14 protein-coding genes are annotated in these 17079 nt (G+C 62.0%); 5 read left to right on the plus strand and 9 right to left on the minus strand.

Going from position 1 to position 17079, the window contains the following annotated elements; all coding sequences use genetic code 11:
- Positions 1–38: 38 nt before the first annotated feature.
- The 3 genes from JMN22_RS08300 to JMN22_RS08310 all read right to left on the minus strand — a co-directional run bounded on the left by JMN22_RS08300 (position 39) and on the right by JMN22_RS08310 (position 3830).
- Entirely contained in the window at positions 39–1292 is a 1254-nt protein-coding gene (locus JMN22_RS08300) for an OprD family porin (protein ID WP_198796827.1), read from the minus strand.
- A gap of 94 nt (positions 1293–1386) precedes the next feature.
- Positions 1387–2691: a CitMHS family transporter gene (locus JMN22_RS08305; protein ID WP_030140630.1), complete on the minus strand. Its 1305-nt coding sequence runs from the start codon at positions 2689–2691 to the stop codon at positions 1387–1389.
- Between the two features lie 56 nt (positions 2692–2747).
- A complete protein-coding gene (locus tag JMN22_RS08310) occupies positions 2748–3830 on the minus strand; it encodes a 4-oxalomesaconate tautomerase (protein ID WP_030140629.1) in 1083 nt (360 codons plus the stop codon).
- A 168-nt stretch (positions 3831–3998) separates the two neighbouring features.
- On the opposite strand from JMN22_RS08310, the gene JMN22_RS08315 reads away from it, so the two are divergent.
- A complete protein-coding gene (locus JMN22_RS08315; RefSeq protein WP_030140628.1) occupies positions 3999–4889 on the plus strand; it encodes a LysR family transcriptional regulator in 891 nt (296 codons plus the stop codon).
- A 65-nt stretch (positions 4890–4954) separates the two neighbouring features.
- On the opposite strand, the gene mgtA is transcribed toward JMN22_RS08315, so the two are convergent.
- On the minus strand, positions 4955–7660 hold the full coding sequence (gene mgtA / locus JMN22_RS08320) for a magnesium-translocating P-type ATPase (protein ID WP_198796826.1): 2706 nt from the start codon (positions 7658–7660) through the stop codon (positions 4955–4957).
- Between the two features lie 474 nt (positions 7661–8134).
- Entirely contained in the window at positions 8135–9067 is a 933-nt protein-coding gene (locus JMN22_RS08325; protein ID WP_198796825.1) for an MBL fold metallo-hydrolase, read from the minus strand.
- Between the two features lie 259 nt (positions 9068–9326).
- Here JMN22_RS08325 and JMN22_RS08330 point away from each other — a divergent pair, with 259 nt between their 5' ends.
- On the plus strand, positions 9327–9800 hold the full coding sequence (locus tag JMN22_RS08330; RefSeq protein WP_198796824.1) for a (2Fe-2S)-binding protein: 474 nt from the start codon (positions 9327–9329) through the stop codon (positions 9798–9800).
- Positions 9801–9813: 13 nt separating this feature from the next.
- The gene (locus tag JMN22_RS08335; RefSeq protein ID WP_198796823.1) at positions 9814–12054 is read left to right on the plus strand and encodes a xanthine dehydrogenase family protein molybdopterin-binding subunit; all 2241 of its coding nucleotides are present in this window, start codon (positions 9814–9816) and stop codon (positions 12052–12054) included.
- Positions 12055–12237: 183 nt separating this feature from the next.
- Here JMN22_RS08335 and JMN22_RS08340 read toward each other — a convergent pair whose 3' ends face one another.
- The gene (locus tag JMN22_RS08340) at positions 12238–13311 is read right to left on the minus strand and encodes an alpha/beta fold hydrolase (RefSeq protein WP_198796822.1); all 1074 of its coding nucleotides are present in this window, start codon (positions 13309–13311) and stop codon (positions 12238–12240) included.
- A gap of 26 nt (positions 13312–13337) precedes the next feature.
- Complete coding sequence (locus tag JMN22_RS08345) at positions 13338–13601, minus strand: DUF2790 domain-containing protein (RefSeq protein WP_198796821.1); 264 nt, start codon at positions 13599–13601, stop codon at positions 13338–13340.
- Positions 13602–13839: 238 nt separating this feature from the next.
- Here JMN22_RS08345 and JMN22_RS08350 point away from each other — a divergent pair, with 238 nt between their 5' ends.
- Positions 13840–14988, plus strand: coding sequence for a MalY/PatB family protein (locus tag JMN22_RS08350; RefSeq protein ID WP_198796820.1), 1149 nt, complete (start codon positions 13840–13842; stop codon positions 14986–14988).
- 131 nt (positions 14989–15119) lie between these two features.
- On the opposite strand, the gene JMN22_RS08355 is transcribed toward JMN22_RS08350, so the two are convergent.
- Complete coding sequence (locus JMN22_RS08355) at positions 15120–15524, minus strand: VOC family protein (RefSeq protein WP_030140620.1); 405 nt, start codon at positions 15522–15524, stop codon at positions 15120–15122.
- A gap of 187 nt (positions 15525–15711) precedes the next feature.
- Between JMN22_RS08355 and JMN22_RS08360 the strand changes: the two genes are divergently transcribed.
- Positions 15712–16569: an SDR family oxidoreductase gene (locus tag JMN22_RS08360; RefSeq protein ID WP_030140619.1), complete on the plus strand. Its 858-nt coding sequence runs from the start codon at positions 15712–15714 to the stop codon at positions 16567–16569.
- Between the two features lie 61 nt (positions 16570–16630).
- On the opposite strand, the gene JMN22_RS08365 is transcribed toward JMN22_RS08360, so the two are convergent.
- On the minus strand, positions 16631–17074 hold the full coding sequence (locus JMN22_RS08365; protein WP_030140618.1) for a DUF421 domain-containing protein: 444 nt from the start codon (positions 17072–17074) through the stop codon (positions 16631–16633).
- Positions 17075–17079 lie beyond the last annotated feature (5 nt).

The raw sequence follows: 17079 nt of genomic DNA on the forward strand, positions 1-17079 counted from the left end.
CCACGGGTCCATCATGGTTCTCAAGTGAACAGCATCATCTACCAAAGCGCCACGTCATAGGTCACGTAGATCCGGTTGCTGTCGCGCCCCCGGGAAAAATCGGAGCGATAGACATAGTTGCGCAGTTTCACGCCCAGGCCTTTGAACGTGCCTTGCTGCACGACATAGGCGATTTCGGCATCACGCTCCCACTCCTTCACGGTGCTGTTGGACTTGCCGTCGTTGCCGCTGAGGTAACGGCTGGTCAATGTCAGGCCCGGCATGCCAAGGCGAGCGAAGTCGTAGCCGTAACCGAGCATCCAGGTCTTTTCGTCTTCCTCGATGAACTTGCCGATCCCGACGTTGCTGAAGGAATACACGGTGGCGCCGCTGATGTAGGGCAGCCCCGCTTCGCCGCTGAGTTTCTGGTAGCCCGCGCTGAACGTGTGGCCGGTCACGGCGTACGACAACAGGCCATTGAGCATCTCGTTGTCGACTTTACCGCCGTAGGCCGAGCCGGAATCGGCGCTGTTGAAATAGCGCAGGTCGCTGGTGAGCACGCCGGGGCCCAGCGGCAAATCGTGTTGGATCCCGGCGAAGTGCTGCCGGTAGAAGTTCTCCAGTTCGCCATGGAAATAGCTCAAGCGCAGGTTCTTTGTCAGCTTGTAGTCGCCACCGGCATAGCTGAAATCGCCTGACTGGTCGCCACCATAACCGTCGGGCACGATCGGCATGCTGTCGCTGGAGTCCCGTAGCTTGAAACGCTCCACGTGCCCGCCCGTCAGCGTGAGGTTGTCGATGTCATTGCTACTGATCTGGGTCCCTTGATAGGTCTGGGGCAACAACCGCGCATCGTTGTAGATCAGCACCGGAGTTTTTGGCAGCAAGGTGCCGTATTTGACCGTGGTCTTGGCCAGTCGGGCCTTGGCGGTCATGCCCGCGCTGGCAAATTCGTCGGCGGCACGGCCGTCATCGTGAACCGGTAGCAGACCAGTGCCGCTGCGGCCACGCCCGGAGTCGAGCTTGACCCCGAGCAGGCCCAATGCATCGACCCCGAAGCCGACAGTGCCTGGCGTAAAACCCGATTGGTAGTCGAGCAGGAAGCCCTGGGCCCATTCGGTGCGTTCGCTTTTGGCGGTCCTCGCCGCCCGTGGGCTCATGCCGTGCTCATCACGAAAATTCTCGTTGAAGTACACGTTGCGCAGTTGCAGCTTGAGCTTGCTGTCATCAATGAAACCTTCGGCGCTGGCCGTGGCGAGGGGCAATAGCCCAAGGATCGGAAACAAAGCCCCGCGGGTAAGCAAAGTGTTCATGTCTGGCTACTCATTGTTTTTATTGGGTGCAGGCCAGCCCGCACCCGCGTGCGGAGGGTGCGTCAGGCGATCAGGCAACGTGATGTCGGGTGAATCAGGAGAACAGCGTCAGCGCCCCGGTCAGCAAGGCCAGCGCGGTAATCACCAAGGAGGTGAGCACGGCCCATTGGATGGTGGCTTTCTGGAAGTCACCGAGGTCGCGGTCGACCATGCCCACCAGCAACAAGGTCGAAGCCACCAGCGGGCTCATCAGGTGCACCGGTTGGCCGAGGATGGACGCCCGGGCGATTTCGACCGGATGGATCCCATAGGCGGCAGCGGCGTTTGCGAGGATCGGCACGACCCCGAAGTAGTAGGCGTCGTTGGACAATACGAACGTCAGCGGCATGCTGGTGATTGCCACCACCAGGGGGAACAGATGGCCCCAGGAAGGCGGAATCCAGTCGACCAGGGTTTGCGCCAGGGCGTCGACCATTTTCGTCCCGGAAAATATCCCGGCGAAAATCCCCGCCGCGAATACCAGCAGCACGACGGTCATGGCGTTGCCCGAATGGGCGAGGATGCGCTCCTTCTGGATGTCCAGTTGGGGATAATTGATGACCAGCGCCAGCACGAAGCCGATCAGGAACAGGATTGCCGAGTGCATTATCCCCATCACCAGCGCGACCATCACCGCGACCACCAGCAGCAGGTTGACGTAGGCCAGTTTCGGACGCTTGTGCGGGGTGTCTTCGAGGATCGCCTTGATATAGCAATCACCGCCACCGCTTTGCAGTTGGATATTGCCGATGCGCTTGCGCTCGGCACGGCCCAGTAGGAACGCCGTGAACACCACCCACATCGCGCCACCGATCATGGTCGGCAGCAACGGCACGAAGTACTCGCCGGCATCCAGGCCCAGTGCCGCGATGGCACGGGTCGCCGGGCCACCCCAAGGCGTCATGCCGCTCATGATGCTCAGCGACAACATCGCCACGGTCGCCAGGATCATCGGGTTCATGCCGATGCGCTTGTACAAAGGCAACATCGCCGCGCAGGTGATCATGTAGGTGGTCGTGCCGTCACCGTCCAGTGCCACCAGCAGCGACAACAGGGCCGTGCCCACGGCGATTTTCATCGGATCGCCATTGACCCGCTTGAGGATCTTGCGGATCAGCGGGTCGAACAGGCCGGCGTCGATCATCAGGCCGAAAAACAGGATCGCGAACAGCAGCAACGCGGCCGATGGTGCGACCATCTTCAGGCCGTCCAGCATCATCTTGCCGGTGGTGCCGCCAAAACCACCCATCACCGCGAAGATGATCGGCACGATCGTCAGAGCAACGATCGGCGACAGCCGTTTGGTCATTATCAGGAAGGTGAAGACCACCACCATGGCCAAGCCAAGTAAAGCGAGCATATGTCAGATCTCTTGTTGTTATTGAGTAGCTGATGCAATGACAAGGACTGCCTGGGTTATCCGGCCAGGCGCTGGGAAACCGTGGCGTAGACGAAACCTGAAAAGAGCCTGCGAGCGGTACGGACCACCGAGGCGCGGATGGTCTCACCCTTTTCGCCGGTGTAGGACAACACCACATCGATACCACCGCTGGGGTGCTCGATGCGCACCCGCTGCAAACGCGGCTCTCTGGCGCCACCGATGAGATTGGCCGCGACGCTGCCGTCGGTCACGCAGGCGGTCGCCAAGCCGATGGAGCCGGTGATCGCCAAGGCGCGATGACAGTTGTGCGGCATGAAGTAGCGCACCTGGATCGTCCCGCCGCACTTTGGCGCCGACACCAGCACCGGCTTGGGAATCACCTTGTCGCTGACATCGCCCAGGCCCATGGCGAGCCCGGCTTTGAGTCGCAGGGATTCCAGGCGCTGCAAAAACGCCTTGTCCGCGTCCAGCTCTGCGGGGCTTTCGTCACCGCGCTTGCCCAACTGGCTCGCCTCGACGATCAGCATCGGCATGGCCATGTCGATACAGGTCACCGGGATGCCGTCGATCAGGTCCAGGGATTGCCCGGTGGGAAAGAGCTTGCCCGTCTTGCTGCCCGCCGCATCAAGGAAGGTCAGTTGCACCGGAGCAGCCGTGCCCGGCACGCCGTCGATGGCGGTGTCGCCTTCGTAGCTGACCTTGCCTTCCGGCGTCTGGACCTCGGCATTGACGAACGTTCCGGTATTGAGGTTGCGGATCCGCACACGGGTCAGGTCGCCCGTTGCCTTGACCAAGCCTTGCTCGATGGCAAACGGGCCGACGGCGCACAGCATGTTGCCGCAATTGGGTGCGGTATCGACCCGACGCTGGGAAACCATGACCTGGACGAACAGGTAGTCAACGTCGGCATCGGCGTGCAGCGACGGGCTGACAATCGCCACTTTGCTGGTCTGTGGGCTGCCGCCGCCGATGCCGTCGATTTCCAGCTCATGGCCCGAGCCCATCAGATTCAGCAGCAACTCGTCACGTTCAGGGATCGCTGTCGGCAAATCCCACGCAAGAAACACCGGACCTTTGGAAGTGCCGCCGCGCATGAGTACACAAGGAATTCGTTGCATGAACAGTAACTCTTGTTGATCAATCTGGATAATTGATGTTCAGGACACAAGAGTGGCAGGGTTTAAAAAGTGATTCCAATGCAAAGATCGGAGCTATTATTGCGTTTCACAAAAGAATTATCTTAGGATCCGACGCCAGTCAATCCGCCCATCCCACCGAGAGAAAACATGGAATACGAGCTCCAGGACATCCGATCTTTCGTGAAAATCGCTGAACTTGGCAGCTTCCACGAGGCGGCCGATGCGCTGCACCTGTCGCAACCCGCCTTGAGCCGACGGATGAAAAAACTCGAAGAGGGATTAGGCACCGCCCTGCTCGACCGCACGACACGAAAGGTCAGCCTCACCAGCGTCGGGCGTGATTTCCTGCCCAAGGCGCGGCGCCTGCTGGACGACTTCGACGATTCGATCCTCAACATCCGCGAACTGGCGGAGCGGCAGATCGGCCGCGTGACCTTGGCCTGCATCCCCACGGCGGCGTTCTACTTCTTGCCTTCGGTGATCCGGCTCTATAACGAGCGCTATCCGAAGATCCGCATCCGCCTGCTGGATCTCAGCGCCAACGAAGGATTGGAAGCCGTGCTACGCGGCGAAGCCGATTTCGGTATCAACATGATGAGCGGCCAACACCCGGATATCGAGTTCGTGCCCCTGGTCAACGAACCCTTTGTGCTGGCTTGCCGCCGGGACCATGAACTCGCAGCGCGCAGTGCCGTGACCTGGTCGGAACTCAGCGATTATCGGTTGATCGGGGTTGGACGCCTGAGCGGCAACCGCATGCTGCTCGATCACGCCCTGTCCGGCCTGAGCTGGCGCCCGCAGTGGTTCTACGAAGTGCAGCACCTGTCCACCTCGCTGGGGTTGGTCGAGGCCGGCCTCGGCGTGTCGGCGATGCCCAGCCTGGCAATGCCCGCCGAGGACCATCCCACGTTGGTCAGCGTGCCGCTGATCGAGCCTGTGGTGAACCGCTCGCTGGGCCTGGTCTATCGACGGGGCGCATCGCTGTCTCCGGCGGCGGAGAAGTTTGTCTCGATCCTGTTGGAGCAGTGGCCGCAGTAGGAGCGGCCAGGGCCGAATACGTTTCCCCTGTGAGAGCGAACTTGCTCGTTCCCACGGGGCGGTGATTATTGCCAACCAAACCGGCGGATATAAAACCCTTTCACCGTCTGGGTCAGCGCCATGTACGCCAGCAGGATCAGCGGCAAGAACAGGAAGTACAACCATGGCAATGCCTGCAATTTGAAGTAGTGCGCGAACGGTCCCATCGGCAGGAACACCCCCAGCCCCATGATCAGCCCTGTCATTAACATCAGCGGCATCGCCGCGCGACTTTGCAGGAACGGAATTTTCGGTGTGCGGATCATGTGGACGATCAAGGTCTGGGTCAGCAGCCCCACCACGAACCAGCCCGACTGGAACAGCGTCTGGTGGTCCGGCGTGTTGGCACCAAAGACGAACCACATCATTGCAAACGTGGCGATGTCGAAGATCGAGCTGATCGGTCCGAAAAACAGCATGAAGCGCCCTATTTCACCCGGCTCCCAGCGCTGCGGTTTGCTCAGCATCTGCTCGTCGACGTGATCGAACGGTATGGCGATCTGGGAAACGTCATAAAGCAGGTTCTGGATCAGCAAGTGCATCGGCAGCATCGGCAGGAACGGTATAAACGCGCTCGCCACCAGTACCGAGAACACATTGCCGAAGTTGGAACTGGCGGTCATCTTGATGTACTTGAGCATGTTGGCGAAGGTGCGACGCCCCTCCAGCACGCCCTCCTCCAGGATCATCAGGCTCTTCTCGAGAAGAATGATGTCCGCCGCCTCCTTGGCGATGTCCACGGCGCTGTCCACCGAAATGCCGATATCGGCGGTCCGCAAGGCTGGAGCGTCGTTGATGCCATCGCCCATGAAACCCACCACGTGCCCGTTGGCCTTGAGCACACGCACGATCCGCTCCTTGTGGGATGGTGTCAGCCGGGCAAAGACGTTGGTGCTTTCCACCGCCTTGCCCAACTGGGTGTCGCTCATGTCTTCAATGTCGCTACCCAACAACAAGCCCTGTTGTTCCAGGCCGACTTCGCGGCATATCTTGGCGGTCACTGACTCGTTATCACCGGTCAACACCTTTACCGTCACACCGTGGGTCCTCAACGCCTGCAAGGCTGGAGCGGTGCTTTCCTTCGGCGGGTCAAGGAACGCCACGTAGCCGATCAACGTCAAGTTGCGCTCATCCGCCAGGCTGTACGTGTCGCGCCCGACCGCCATCGGCTGCGCGGCCACCGCAACCACACGCAGGCCTTCCTCGTTGAACGCGGCGGTGACCTGGCGAATCCGCGCCAGCAACGCCTGGCCAAGGGGCTCGTTGGCGTCACCATGGCGCACGCTGTCGCACACCGAGAGGATTTCTTCCACGGCGCCCTTGCAGATCAGCAGATGCGGTTGGCCTTGCTCGGCCACCACCACCGACATGCGCCGGCGATTGAAGTCGAACGGAATTTCGTCAACCTTCTGGAAGGCCGTTCCCACCTTCAGTTGGCGATGGATTTCCACGTGTTCAAGCACGGCCACGTCCAGCAGATTCTTCAGGCCGGTCTGGTAGTAGCTGTTGAGGTAGGCCATTTCCAGGATATCGTCGGATTCTTCGCCCCAGACATCGACGTGTCGCGCCAGGAATATCTTGTCCTGGGTCAAGGTGCCCGTCTTGTCGGTGCACAGCACGTCCATGGCACCGAAGTTCTGGATGGCGTCCAGGCGCTTGACAATGACTTTCTTGCGCGAAAGGAAAACCGCCCCCTTGGCCAGGGTCGAGGTGACAATCATCGGCAACATCTCCGGGGTCAGGCCCACGGCGATCGACAACGCAAAGAGCAGTGCCTCGGTCCAGTCACCCTTGGTGAAACCGTTGATGAACAACACCAGGGGCGCCATCACGAACATGAAACGAATCAACAGCCAACTGACGTTGTTGACGCCCTGCTGGAAGGAGGTCGTGGCGCGGTCAGTGGCACCAACCCGTTGGGCCAGCGCACCGAAATAGGTGCCGTTGCCCGTGGTCAGCACCACTCCGGTGGCGGCACCGGACACCACATTGGTGCCCATGAACAGGATGTTCTCCAAGTCCAACGGGTTGCGGACGCCGGCGTCCCGTTGCAGCGCGAACTTCTCCACGGGCATCGATTCACCCGTCATCGCCGCCTGGCTGACAAACAGGTCCTTGGCATTGAGCACCCGGCAATCGGCAGGGATCATGTCCCCGGCTGACAACACGATCAAGTCGCCGGGCACCAGTTGTTTGATCGGCAATTCCACGCGTTTGACGGCGTCTCGACGCAGCACGGTGGCGGTATTGCTCACCATGGCTTTCAAGGCGTCAGCGGCTTTGTTCGACTTGGCCTCCTGCCAGAAGCGCAGCAGTGTCGAAAGCACGACCATGGAGAAGATCACCGTGGCGGCCTTGATGTCTTCGGTCAGCCAGGAAACCACCGCCAACAGCGTCAGCAGCAGATTGAACGGATTTTTGTAGCAGTGCCACACGTGCGCCCACCACGGCAGCGGTTGCTCATGCTCGACCTCATTGAGGCCGAATTGCAGGCGCAGGGCGTCCGCTTCCTGAACATTCAATCCATCGACACGGCTGCCCAGCGTATTCAGCAACGGAAGGGCATCGCTGTTGGCGGCCGTCACCAGCGTATGCGCCAGGGTCGGTGGGACTTCACGGCTGACGCTGGCGTCAGTCACGCTCTCGAGCATCGCCAGGCGGCGGAAATGGCGGGCAATATGCCGAGTCCGCAGGAACCCGGCGAAGAATTGTTTCAACAGAGTGATGTGCATGGTGCTGCTCCTGCGCGTGGAAACCATCGTGCAGGTACGGCCGCCCGGACCGCGCCAGGTTGAAGGGTGCAGTCAGCCTGGCCCGCCCGCCCCTAAAGGCAGGCGCGTCCGTAGCATCCGGAGGTTTACCGGTGCTGGTCAGCGTCGATGAGAGAGGATCGAGGCAAGGCCAGGTCTGGCCACTGCCGGGATGCCGCTTCTCGCTTTTTGGCGAGACAACGGCATCGAAATGGATGCGCGTTACCTTGCCAAGCAGGTGCCGGTTACCGAGACCGGCCGACAACTGTCACTCGAACAAGTACCCACTGAGGGTCTCCGCTATTGATGAAAACCCGCGAAGATTACGTCCGCGGATACGCGGAGTAAATCGTCCAATGAGTTCTGTTCAGGAACAGTTCAGCCAAGCGTGATCGGGTGAGCAAACCCATCAGGAGAAAGCATGAGCCCGGACGAACACCCGGGCCCAGCCCACGCTCAATAATCCCAGGACCCCGCCACCCAGCGAAACGCATCACCGTTGACCGCCACCCGGCCCACGGAAGGAAACGAAAGGTGAGTGGCCACGAACAGCTCGCCGCTCGCCGCGGCTTCTTGCATCAGCCGTACACGAACGCGCACCGCTTCTTCAGGGTCATGCTCAAAGCCGTTCTGCCAGTCGGGATGGTCGAAGGCCACCGGGAACAAGGCATCGCCAGCAAACGTGAGCTTTTCGCGGCCAGACGTCACGTGCACGACACTGTGCCCTGGGGTATGTCCGCCGGTGCGCTTGACCACGACGCCCGGTGCCACCTCATGTTCCTGCTCGAAGGTGTGCAGTTTGTCGTGGTACGCCTCCATGAATTGCCGCGCGGTGGTGTGCAGCACTTCCGGTATCGGCGAAGGCATGACGGTGCGCGAGAAATCGGGGTTCGCCCAGAACTCGACTTCGGTCGCACACACATGAATCTTCACATCGGGCCGCAAGCTGTTCTTCACCTCATCGACCAGCAGCCCGCCTATGTGGTCCATGTGCATATGGGTGATGACCACGTCGGTGATGGAGGACAGCTCGATACCGGCCGCCTCCAGCCGCTTGGGAAACAGTCCGGCGCGGGGGAAGCCGGGAAACTGCCCGCCCAGTCCGGCATCGACCAGCAGGGTCTGCTCGCCGCTGCGCACCACCAACACGTTCAGCGCCCAATCGAATGCGTCGGGGCCGAGGTACATATCCTTGAACCACGCGGCGCGGGCGGCCGGGTCGACGTTGGTGGACATGGTCGAGGTCGGCAGCGGCAGCACGCCATCGCTGACCACCAGCACATCGATGTCGCCGACCTTCAGTGCGTAGCGCGACGGAACCAGTTCTTCGGTCGCGGATACCCCTTGGATCGCTTGTTTTTGCGCGGTGTCTTGCTGATGCATCGTCATGATCGCTCTCCTGTCATGAATGGGGCGAACCGTCTTTCCTGTGCCAGAAAACGGTTCACCTGGAGAACGAGTGTGCGGCGTGGCGTGGCGCGCTCGATACCATACGAGGGTATGCCGCGCCCACATCTTGGCGTGATCGTTTCAAACAAACGGCTGGTGATTTGCAAGATTGGGCAATCATCGGACCGGATCGTGCAAGCTATCGTCCCCAATGCTTCCTATAGTAATCGGTGCCCAACCATCTGGAGCTGGTCCGACTATGAGCGCCCTCAATATCAATGGCCGTGAGCACACGGTTGACGTAGACCCTGGCACCCCGATCCTGTGGGCCCTGCGCGACACGCTGGGCATGACCGGCACCAAGTTCGGCTGCGGTGCGGCCTTGTGCGGCGCCTGCACCGTTCACCTGGATGGCCAGGCCATCCGGTCCTGCGTGACGCCGGTCGCGGCGGCGGTTGGCAAGAAGATCATCACCATCGAAGCAGCCACCGATGGCAGCGACCCGGTCGGCAGCGCCGTGCACGAAGCCTGGGTCAAGCACGATGTCGCGCAGTGCGGTTACTGCCAAAGCGGCCAGATCATGAGCGCCACCGCATTCCTCAAGGCCCAGCCCAAGGGCAAGCAGCCGACACCGGCCGAGATCGACTCGGCCATGGCCGGCAATATCTGCCGCTGCGGCACCTATGCCCGAATCCGCGCCGCGGTGGCTGATGCCGCCAAAGCCCTCACCTGACAGGGAGTTCGCCATGCTCAACGAGATTTTTCCAACCGAACTTCCGCGTGCCTTGCAGCACCTGCTTGAGCGCGATGATGCGGACGGTCCAGCGACCCTGCCCCGCCGCAGCTTCCTCAAGATCGTCGGCATCGGCGGCCTGGCCTTGGGTGCGTTTCCTCACCTGGCCCTTGGGCAGCAAGCCAATGGCGCGGGCGAAGGCCCCCTCAAGCCGACCCAGCAACCTTCGGCCTTCGTGCAGATCGCGCCGAGCGGCGAAGTGACGGTGACGATCAATCGCCTGGAGTTCGGCCAAGGTGTGCAGACCGGCCTGCCAATGATCCTCGCCGAAGAACTCGACGCCGACTGGAGCCTGGTGCGCACGCGCAACGGCAGCAACGACGCGGCCTACATGGACCCGGCCTTTGGCATCCACCTCACCGGCGGTTCCAATTCGATCAAGAACAGCTACACCCAATACCGCGAGCTGGGCGCCCGCGCCCGGTCGATGCTGCTGGCCGCGGCGGCGGCGCGCTGGAACGTCGACGCCGCCAGCCTGACCACGCAAAACGGCACGGTGTTGGGCCCGGGCGGCCGCAAGGCGACCTACGGCGAGCTGGCCGAAGCCGCCATGGCGATGCCCGTGCCGGAGAAGGTCACGCTCAAGGATCCCAAGGATTTTCGCATCATCGGCCAGGCCACCAACCGCCTCGACGCCAAGGCCAAGAGCAGCGGCCAGCAGGATTTCGGCATCGACGTGCATTTGCCGGGGCAACTCACCGCAGTGGTCGCCCGGCCGCCGGTGTTCGGCGCCCGCATCGCCTCCCTGGACGACAGCGCCGCACGCACCACCAAAGGCGTAAAAGCCGTGCTGCGCGTGCCGCTTGATGGCGGTGCCGAAGGTGTCGCGGTGATCGCCGACGGTTACTGGCAGGCGAAGCTGGGTCGTGACGCGCTGAAAGTCGAATGGGACGCGGCCAAGGTCGAAAAAGTCGACACGGAAAAACAACTGGCCCAGTACCGCGAGCTGGCTGGCCAATCCGGCCCGCTGCACTTCGATGCCGATATGAAGCCCCTGGCCTCCGCGCCGCACCAGTTGGAGGCCGAGTTCGTATTCCCTTATCTGGCCCATGCGCCCATGGAACCGCTGAACTGCACCGTCCAACTGTCCGAGGGCCGTGCCCAATTATGGGTGGGCACACAGTTCCCCGGCGGCGATGGCGCGGCGGCGGCCAAGGTGTTGAACCTCAAGCCCGAGCAAGTCCAGGTGAATGTGCAGACAGCGGGCGGTGGTTTTGGCCGACGCGGCGTGCCCACCAATGATTTTGTCGTGCAGGCCTGCGAAGTCGCCAAGGCCGCCCGCGCCGCCGGGCTCGATGCGCCCATCCGCACCCTGTGGAGCCGGGAAGACGACATCAAGGGCGGCTATTACCGGCCCATGCACCTGCACCGCGCGCGCATCGGCTTCGACGACAGCGGCAAGGTGTTGGCCTGGGACCACGCCCTGGTCGGCCAATCCATCCTCACCGGCACCCTGTTCGCCGGGCAGATGAAAAACGGCATCGACCCCACCGCCACGGAGGGCATGCGCGATCCGTATCCATTGCCGATGCGATTGACCGTGCATCATCCGAAGCTCAACGTGCCCGTGCTCTGGTGGCGCAGCGTCGGCTCGACCCATACCGCTTTCGTGATGGAAACCCTGATCGACGAAATCGCCCGCACCACCAAGCAGGACCCGGTGGCATACCGGATGAAGCTGTTTGGCGAGCAGAGCCCGCGCCATCGTGACGCGCTGCAACTGGCGGTGGACAAGAGCGGCTACGGCAAGCGCCAGCTACCGGCCGGCCAAGCCTGGGGCGTGGCGGTACATGAGTCGTTCAGCTCGGTGGTGGCCTACGTGGTCGAGGCGTCGGTGCAGGATGGCCGTCCGGTGCTCCACAACGTCACGGCAGGCGTGCATTGCAATCTGGCGGTCAACCCGCGCAGCGTCGAAGCCCAGGTACAGGGCGCCGCGCTGATGGGGTTGTCAATGTGCCTGCCTGGTGGCGCGGTGACGTTGAAGGACGGCGTCGTGCAACAAAGCAACTTTGCCGACTTCAGCGTGCCGCGCATCACCGACATGCCGCAGATCGCCGTGCACATCGTCCCCAGCGCCGAGCCGCCGACCGGCATGGGCGAACCCGGCCTGCCGGCCTTGGCGCCGGCGTTTGCCAATGCCATTGCCAGCCTGACGGGCAAGCCACTGCGGCAGTTGCCGTTCAGCCTGGCTTGATTGGAAGTGGATGCCAAACCCGTGGTGAGGGAGCTTGCTCCCGTTGGGTCGCGAAGCGGCCCCAAACCAGCCACCGCTGGGTGTCAGGCTGATCCCAGCTAGCCTTGTGGGGTCTACTGCGCAGCCCAGCGGGAGCAAGCTCCCTCGCCACGGGGACACCGCTTGTCAGCTATTGCGGCGACTTCACAGATGGTCTGCGTCAATCACAGCCTGGGCGAAGGCCTGCGGTGCCTCTTGCGGCAGGTTATGACCCACGCCACCGTCGATCAGTCGATATTGGTATTTACCGGTGAAGCGCTTGGCATAGGCTTCTGCCGGTGGATGCGGCGCACCATTGGCGTCGCCCTCAAGCGTGATCGTCGGCACGGCGATGGACGGAAAGGTCGCGAGTTTCTTTTCGAGCCCTGCGTATTTGGCCTCGCCCTTCAGCAGCCCCAGGCGCCAACGATAGTTGTAGATTGAGACAGCCACGTGATCGGGGTTCTGCAAGGCCGCGGCGCTTCGATCGAAGGTCGCGTCGTCAAAGCTCCACTTCGGCGAGGCCAGTTTCCAGATCAGCTTGGCGAAGTCATGGGTGTTCTTCTCGTAGCCCAGGCGACCACGCTCTGTCGCGAAGTAGAACTGATACCACCATTGCAACTCGGCGGCCGGCGGCAGCGGAGCCTTGCCGGCCTCCTGGCTGCCGATCAGGTAGCCACTCACCGCAACCAGCGCTTTCACACGCTCCGGCCACAATGCTGCGACGATGTCGGCGGTTCGCGCGCCCCAGTCATAGCCGCCGAGCACGGCTTGCTTGATGTTCAGTGCGTCCATGAAATCGATCAGGTCACTGGCCAGCGCCGATGGCTGGCCGTTGCGCAGGGTCTTGCCCGACAGGAAGCGTGTATCGCCGTAGCCCCGGGCATAGGGGATCAGCACGCGATAGCCCTTCTCGGCCAACGCCGGCGCCACATCCGCATAACTGTGAATGTCGTAAGGCCAGCCGTGCAGCAAGATCACCACCGGCCCGTCGGCGGGACCGACTTCAGCGTAGGCGACATCCAACAGGCCAGCCTTGACATGCTTCAACGGCCCGAACGAAGTGTGGCTGCCCGGAATGATCGTGCCGACAGTGGTGGCGGGAACATCGGCCCCATTTGCCTGGAACGATGCCAATCCCAACGCGCCCAGTTGCAGCAGCGCGCATGCGAGGACGGTGGGTGCAAACCGGCGACGGTGGCGCTGTAGGTTTTCTGGCTTCGACAAAGTGGTGTACATGGTAGATCTCCTTGAAGGCCGACGCCTCAGTTGTCCTGGCCGCAATCCTGGGCAATCGCGCTGTAGTCCAGCGCCCGGATCGCGCCGGTGGAGTCCAGGTAGGTCATGCGCGATTCGACGACGCCGCAGCCCGACCCCGCCCCTTGCTTGACCGACAGCACCTTGGCGATGTCCAGGTGATCGCCGTACATGTAGGTGTGCGGCTTGACGGCGTCCTGGGCGCTGGCTGCCACAGCGCCGAGGCTGAGGATGGCAAACAGTGAAGCGATGCTGAGGTGCTTGATGTTCATGGCGATGTCTCCGACGTTTGAGTGAATACCTGGGACGGCGTGTGCTGTCTCGATGGGGCTCATTTGACGCCGGTGAGGTATCTCGGGTGTGTCGCCGATGGGCTTGGAGGAATCGTTTCGTGTCTACGAAGGCTCTGGATACACAGCGATACATTTGCCTCGGGAGGACTTCGATCTTTTCCTGCGGGAAGTTTGCTTTATCATGGCGACCACCCTTCCCCGACCTGATGGAACCACCATGACTTTCGATTTCGACCTGGTGTTCGAGCGCCACGGCACCGGTAGCACCAAGTGGAGCCGCTACCCGGCCGAGGTATTGCCGATGTGGGTGGCCGACATGGATTTCGCCGCGCCACCGGTGGTCGTCGATGCGCTGCGCAAGCGCCTGGAGCATCCGATGCTCGGCTACAGCGTGGCCCAGGACAACCTTCGCGCCGCCATCGTCGCCGACCTCTGGAGCAAATACGCCTGGCGCGTCGAGCCCCAGCAGATCCTCTTCCTGCCAGGGGTCGAGCCGGGCTTCAACATGGCCTTGCATGCGCTGGTGGAACCGCAGCAGAACGTCGTGGTGCAGGTGCCCAACTACCCGCCGCTGCGCAACGCCCCGGGGAACTGGGACCTTAAGAAAGTGGAGCTGCCGTTCAACCCGCTCAACGGCGAATTCCACACGGACCTGACCGGGCTGAAAGCTGCGTTGCACGGCGGCGGCGCGCTGCTGCTGAGCAACCCGCACAACCCGCTGGGCAAGGTGTTCGGCCACAGCGAATTGAAGGCAGTGGCAGACATCTGTGTCGAGCAGGACGCCTGGATCATCTCGGATGAAATCCATGCCGAGCTGTGCTTCGACGGTCGCAAGCACATCCCCACCGCCACCCTTGGCGCAGAGATTGCCGAACGCACCATCACGCTGATGTCCGCCAGCAAGGCTTACAACATCGCCGGCCTGAAGACCTCCTTTGCCATCATCCAGAACGCCAAGCTGCGGGAACGGGTCAACGCGGCCAGGGCCGGCATGGTCGACAGCGTCAACGCCCTCGGCCTCGAGGCCACCCGTGCGGCCTACAGCGAAGCGGGTCCGTGGCTGGAGGCTTTGAAGGACTATCTGCAAGCCAACCGCGATTACCTGGTCGAAGCCGTGAAGACCCGTCTGCCGGGCATCACCATGACCGTGCCCCAAGGCACCTACCTGGCGTGGCTGGATTGCTCCGGGTTGGGCCTGGACGACCCGCAGGGTTTCTTCCTCAAGGAAGCCAAGGTCGGCTTGAGTGCCGGGTTGGATTTCGGCGACGACGCGGGGCAGTTCGTGCGATTGAACTTCGGCTGCCCACGGGCGTTGCTGGAGGAAGGGATTGCGCGGATGGAGCGCAGCCTGAAATCCCGAGCCTGACCGAATCTCTTGTGGCGAGGGGATTTATCCCCGCTCGGTTGCGCAGCGACCGCAAAAAACAGGGCCGCTGCGCGACCGAGCGGGGATAAATCCCCTCGCCACAAAGGCACCAATCTCAGACCATGCTGGTGTCAGTCATGCATGTCCGGCGTATGCACAAAGCACAACTTATTCCCCTCCGGATCACGGCAATAGGCGCCGTAATAGTCCTTCGAATATTGCGGCCTCGGGCCCGGCGCGCCTTCGTCGAAACCGCCCATGTCGAGTGCCGTCTGCCAGGCGTTGCGTACCGCTTCCTGTGATTCAGCAGCGAAACTGACTTGCATGCCATTGCCCCACGTCGCCGGCAGCCCGTTGATGGGCACCTGGACAAACACCTGCGGCCAGTGCTTGCCGGGCTGATGCCAACCCTCCCCCGGTGGCCCCGAGTCATCCTCGCTCTCCATGCGCACCAAGCCCAGGCAGCCGAGCACGGCATCATAGAATGCGACCATTTTCGGCAGGTCCCGCGCGCCAATCTGTATGTGACTGAACATGCTGTTTCTCCTGTTGAATCTTTCCTGACATTTGAATAGACGGCCTTACCCACGTTCACCCGGACGTAGGGTCAGTCGACGAACCGCTGCCGGTCACGCTCATCGACCGACGGGATAATCCAACCGAACTCTGCTGGAAAGCCCGAAGTCCACCCTCCATCGCAAACACTTGCCATGGAGAACGATTATGGCCAATTACCCAACCCCGCCCTTCCCCAAGCAACAACAACCCGTACCGGGCAGCCAGCAGAAAATGGACCCTTACCCGGACTGCGGCGAACAAAGCTATAAAGGCTCCGGACGCCTGGCGAACAAGATCGCGCTGATTACCGGTGCGGACAGCGGCATCGGGCGCGCCGTGGCGATTGCCTTCGCCCGTGAAGGAGCGGACGTGGCGATCTCTTATCTGAACGAGCATGAAGACGCCAAGGAAACCGCTCGTTGGGTCGAAGAAGCTGGGCGCCAATGCCTGTTGCTTCCGGGTGACCTCGCCGATAAGGCCCAGTGCCGCAAGGTCGTCGACGACACCGTCGCGCGCTTCGGGCGTATCGACGTGCTCGTCAATAACGCCGCGTTCCAGATGACCCATGAGAGTCTGGAAGAAATCCCCGACGAGGAATGGGTCCGCACGTTCGATATCAACATCACGGCGATGTTCAGGATCTGCCAGGCCGCAGTTCCGCACATGAAGACCGGTGGCTCGATCATCAACACCACGTCGGTCAATTCCGACATGCCCAAGCCGACATTGCTGGCGTATGCCACGACCAAGGGCGCCATCGCCAACTTCACCGGCGGCCTGGCGCAGATGCTCGGGCCCAAGGGTATCCGCGTGAACAGCGTCGCGCCAGGGCCGATCTGGACGCCGCTGATCGTCGCCACCATGCCCGAGGAAGAAGTGCAGAATTTCGGGTCCCAGACGCCGCTGGGCCGCCCCGGCCAACCGGTGGAAGTGGCACCGATCTTCGTGCTGCTGGCGTCGGATGAGTCCAGCTACATCTCGGGCTCGCGGTATGCGGTGACGGGGGGCAAGCCGATCCTGTAGGCACACGCACATATCCCGTGGCGAGGGAGCTTGCTCCCTCGCCACAGAAGCGTCCTTCGGATCACTCCTTGGCAATCACCGAAATCTTGCCGTTACGCTCGATAATCGCAAACTTGATCTGGTCCAGGGTCTCGATGCCCTGGCTGGAGCGGGCCGCTTCCATGATGTCTGCCTCGATCAGCCGGGCGTGGCGCATGCGCCCCTCCAAGATGCGCCCGTCCTCGACGATGATGGTCGGGCCGCCGTCTATCAGCCGGGACACCCAATCGGAGCGCAGCTTGAGCAACGAAAACCCGACGTCGATGGCAATCAGCGTGACGATGACCATGAATGAGTTGGTCATCGAAAAGTCATCCCCCAGCAACGCCTGCTGGGTCGCCTCGCCGATGATCATCAGCAGCACGAAGTCGAAGGTGGTGATCTCAGCCAGCGAACGACGCCCGGCGATCTTGAACAACACCATCAATACCGCGTACATCGCGGCGGCGCGCAGTACCGAATCCATACGTC

It is taken from the genome of Pseudomonas sp. HB05, from assembly GCF_016756915.1.
Taxonomy (GTDB): Bacteria; Pseudomonadota; Gammaproteobacteria; order Pseudomonadales; family Pseudomonadaceae; genus Aquipseudomonas; species Aquipseudomonas alvandae.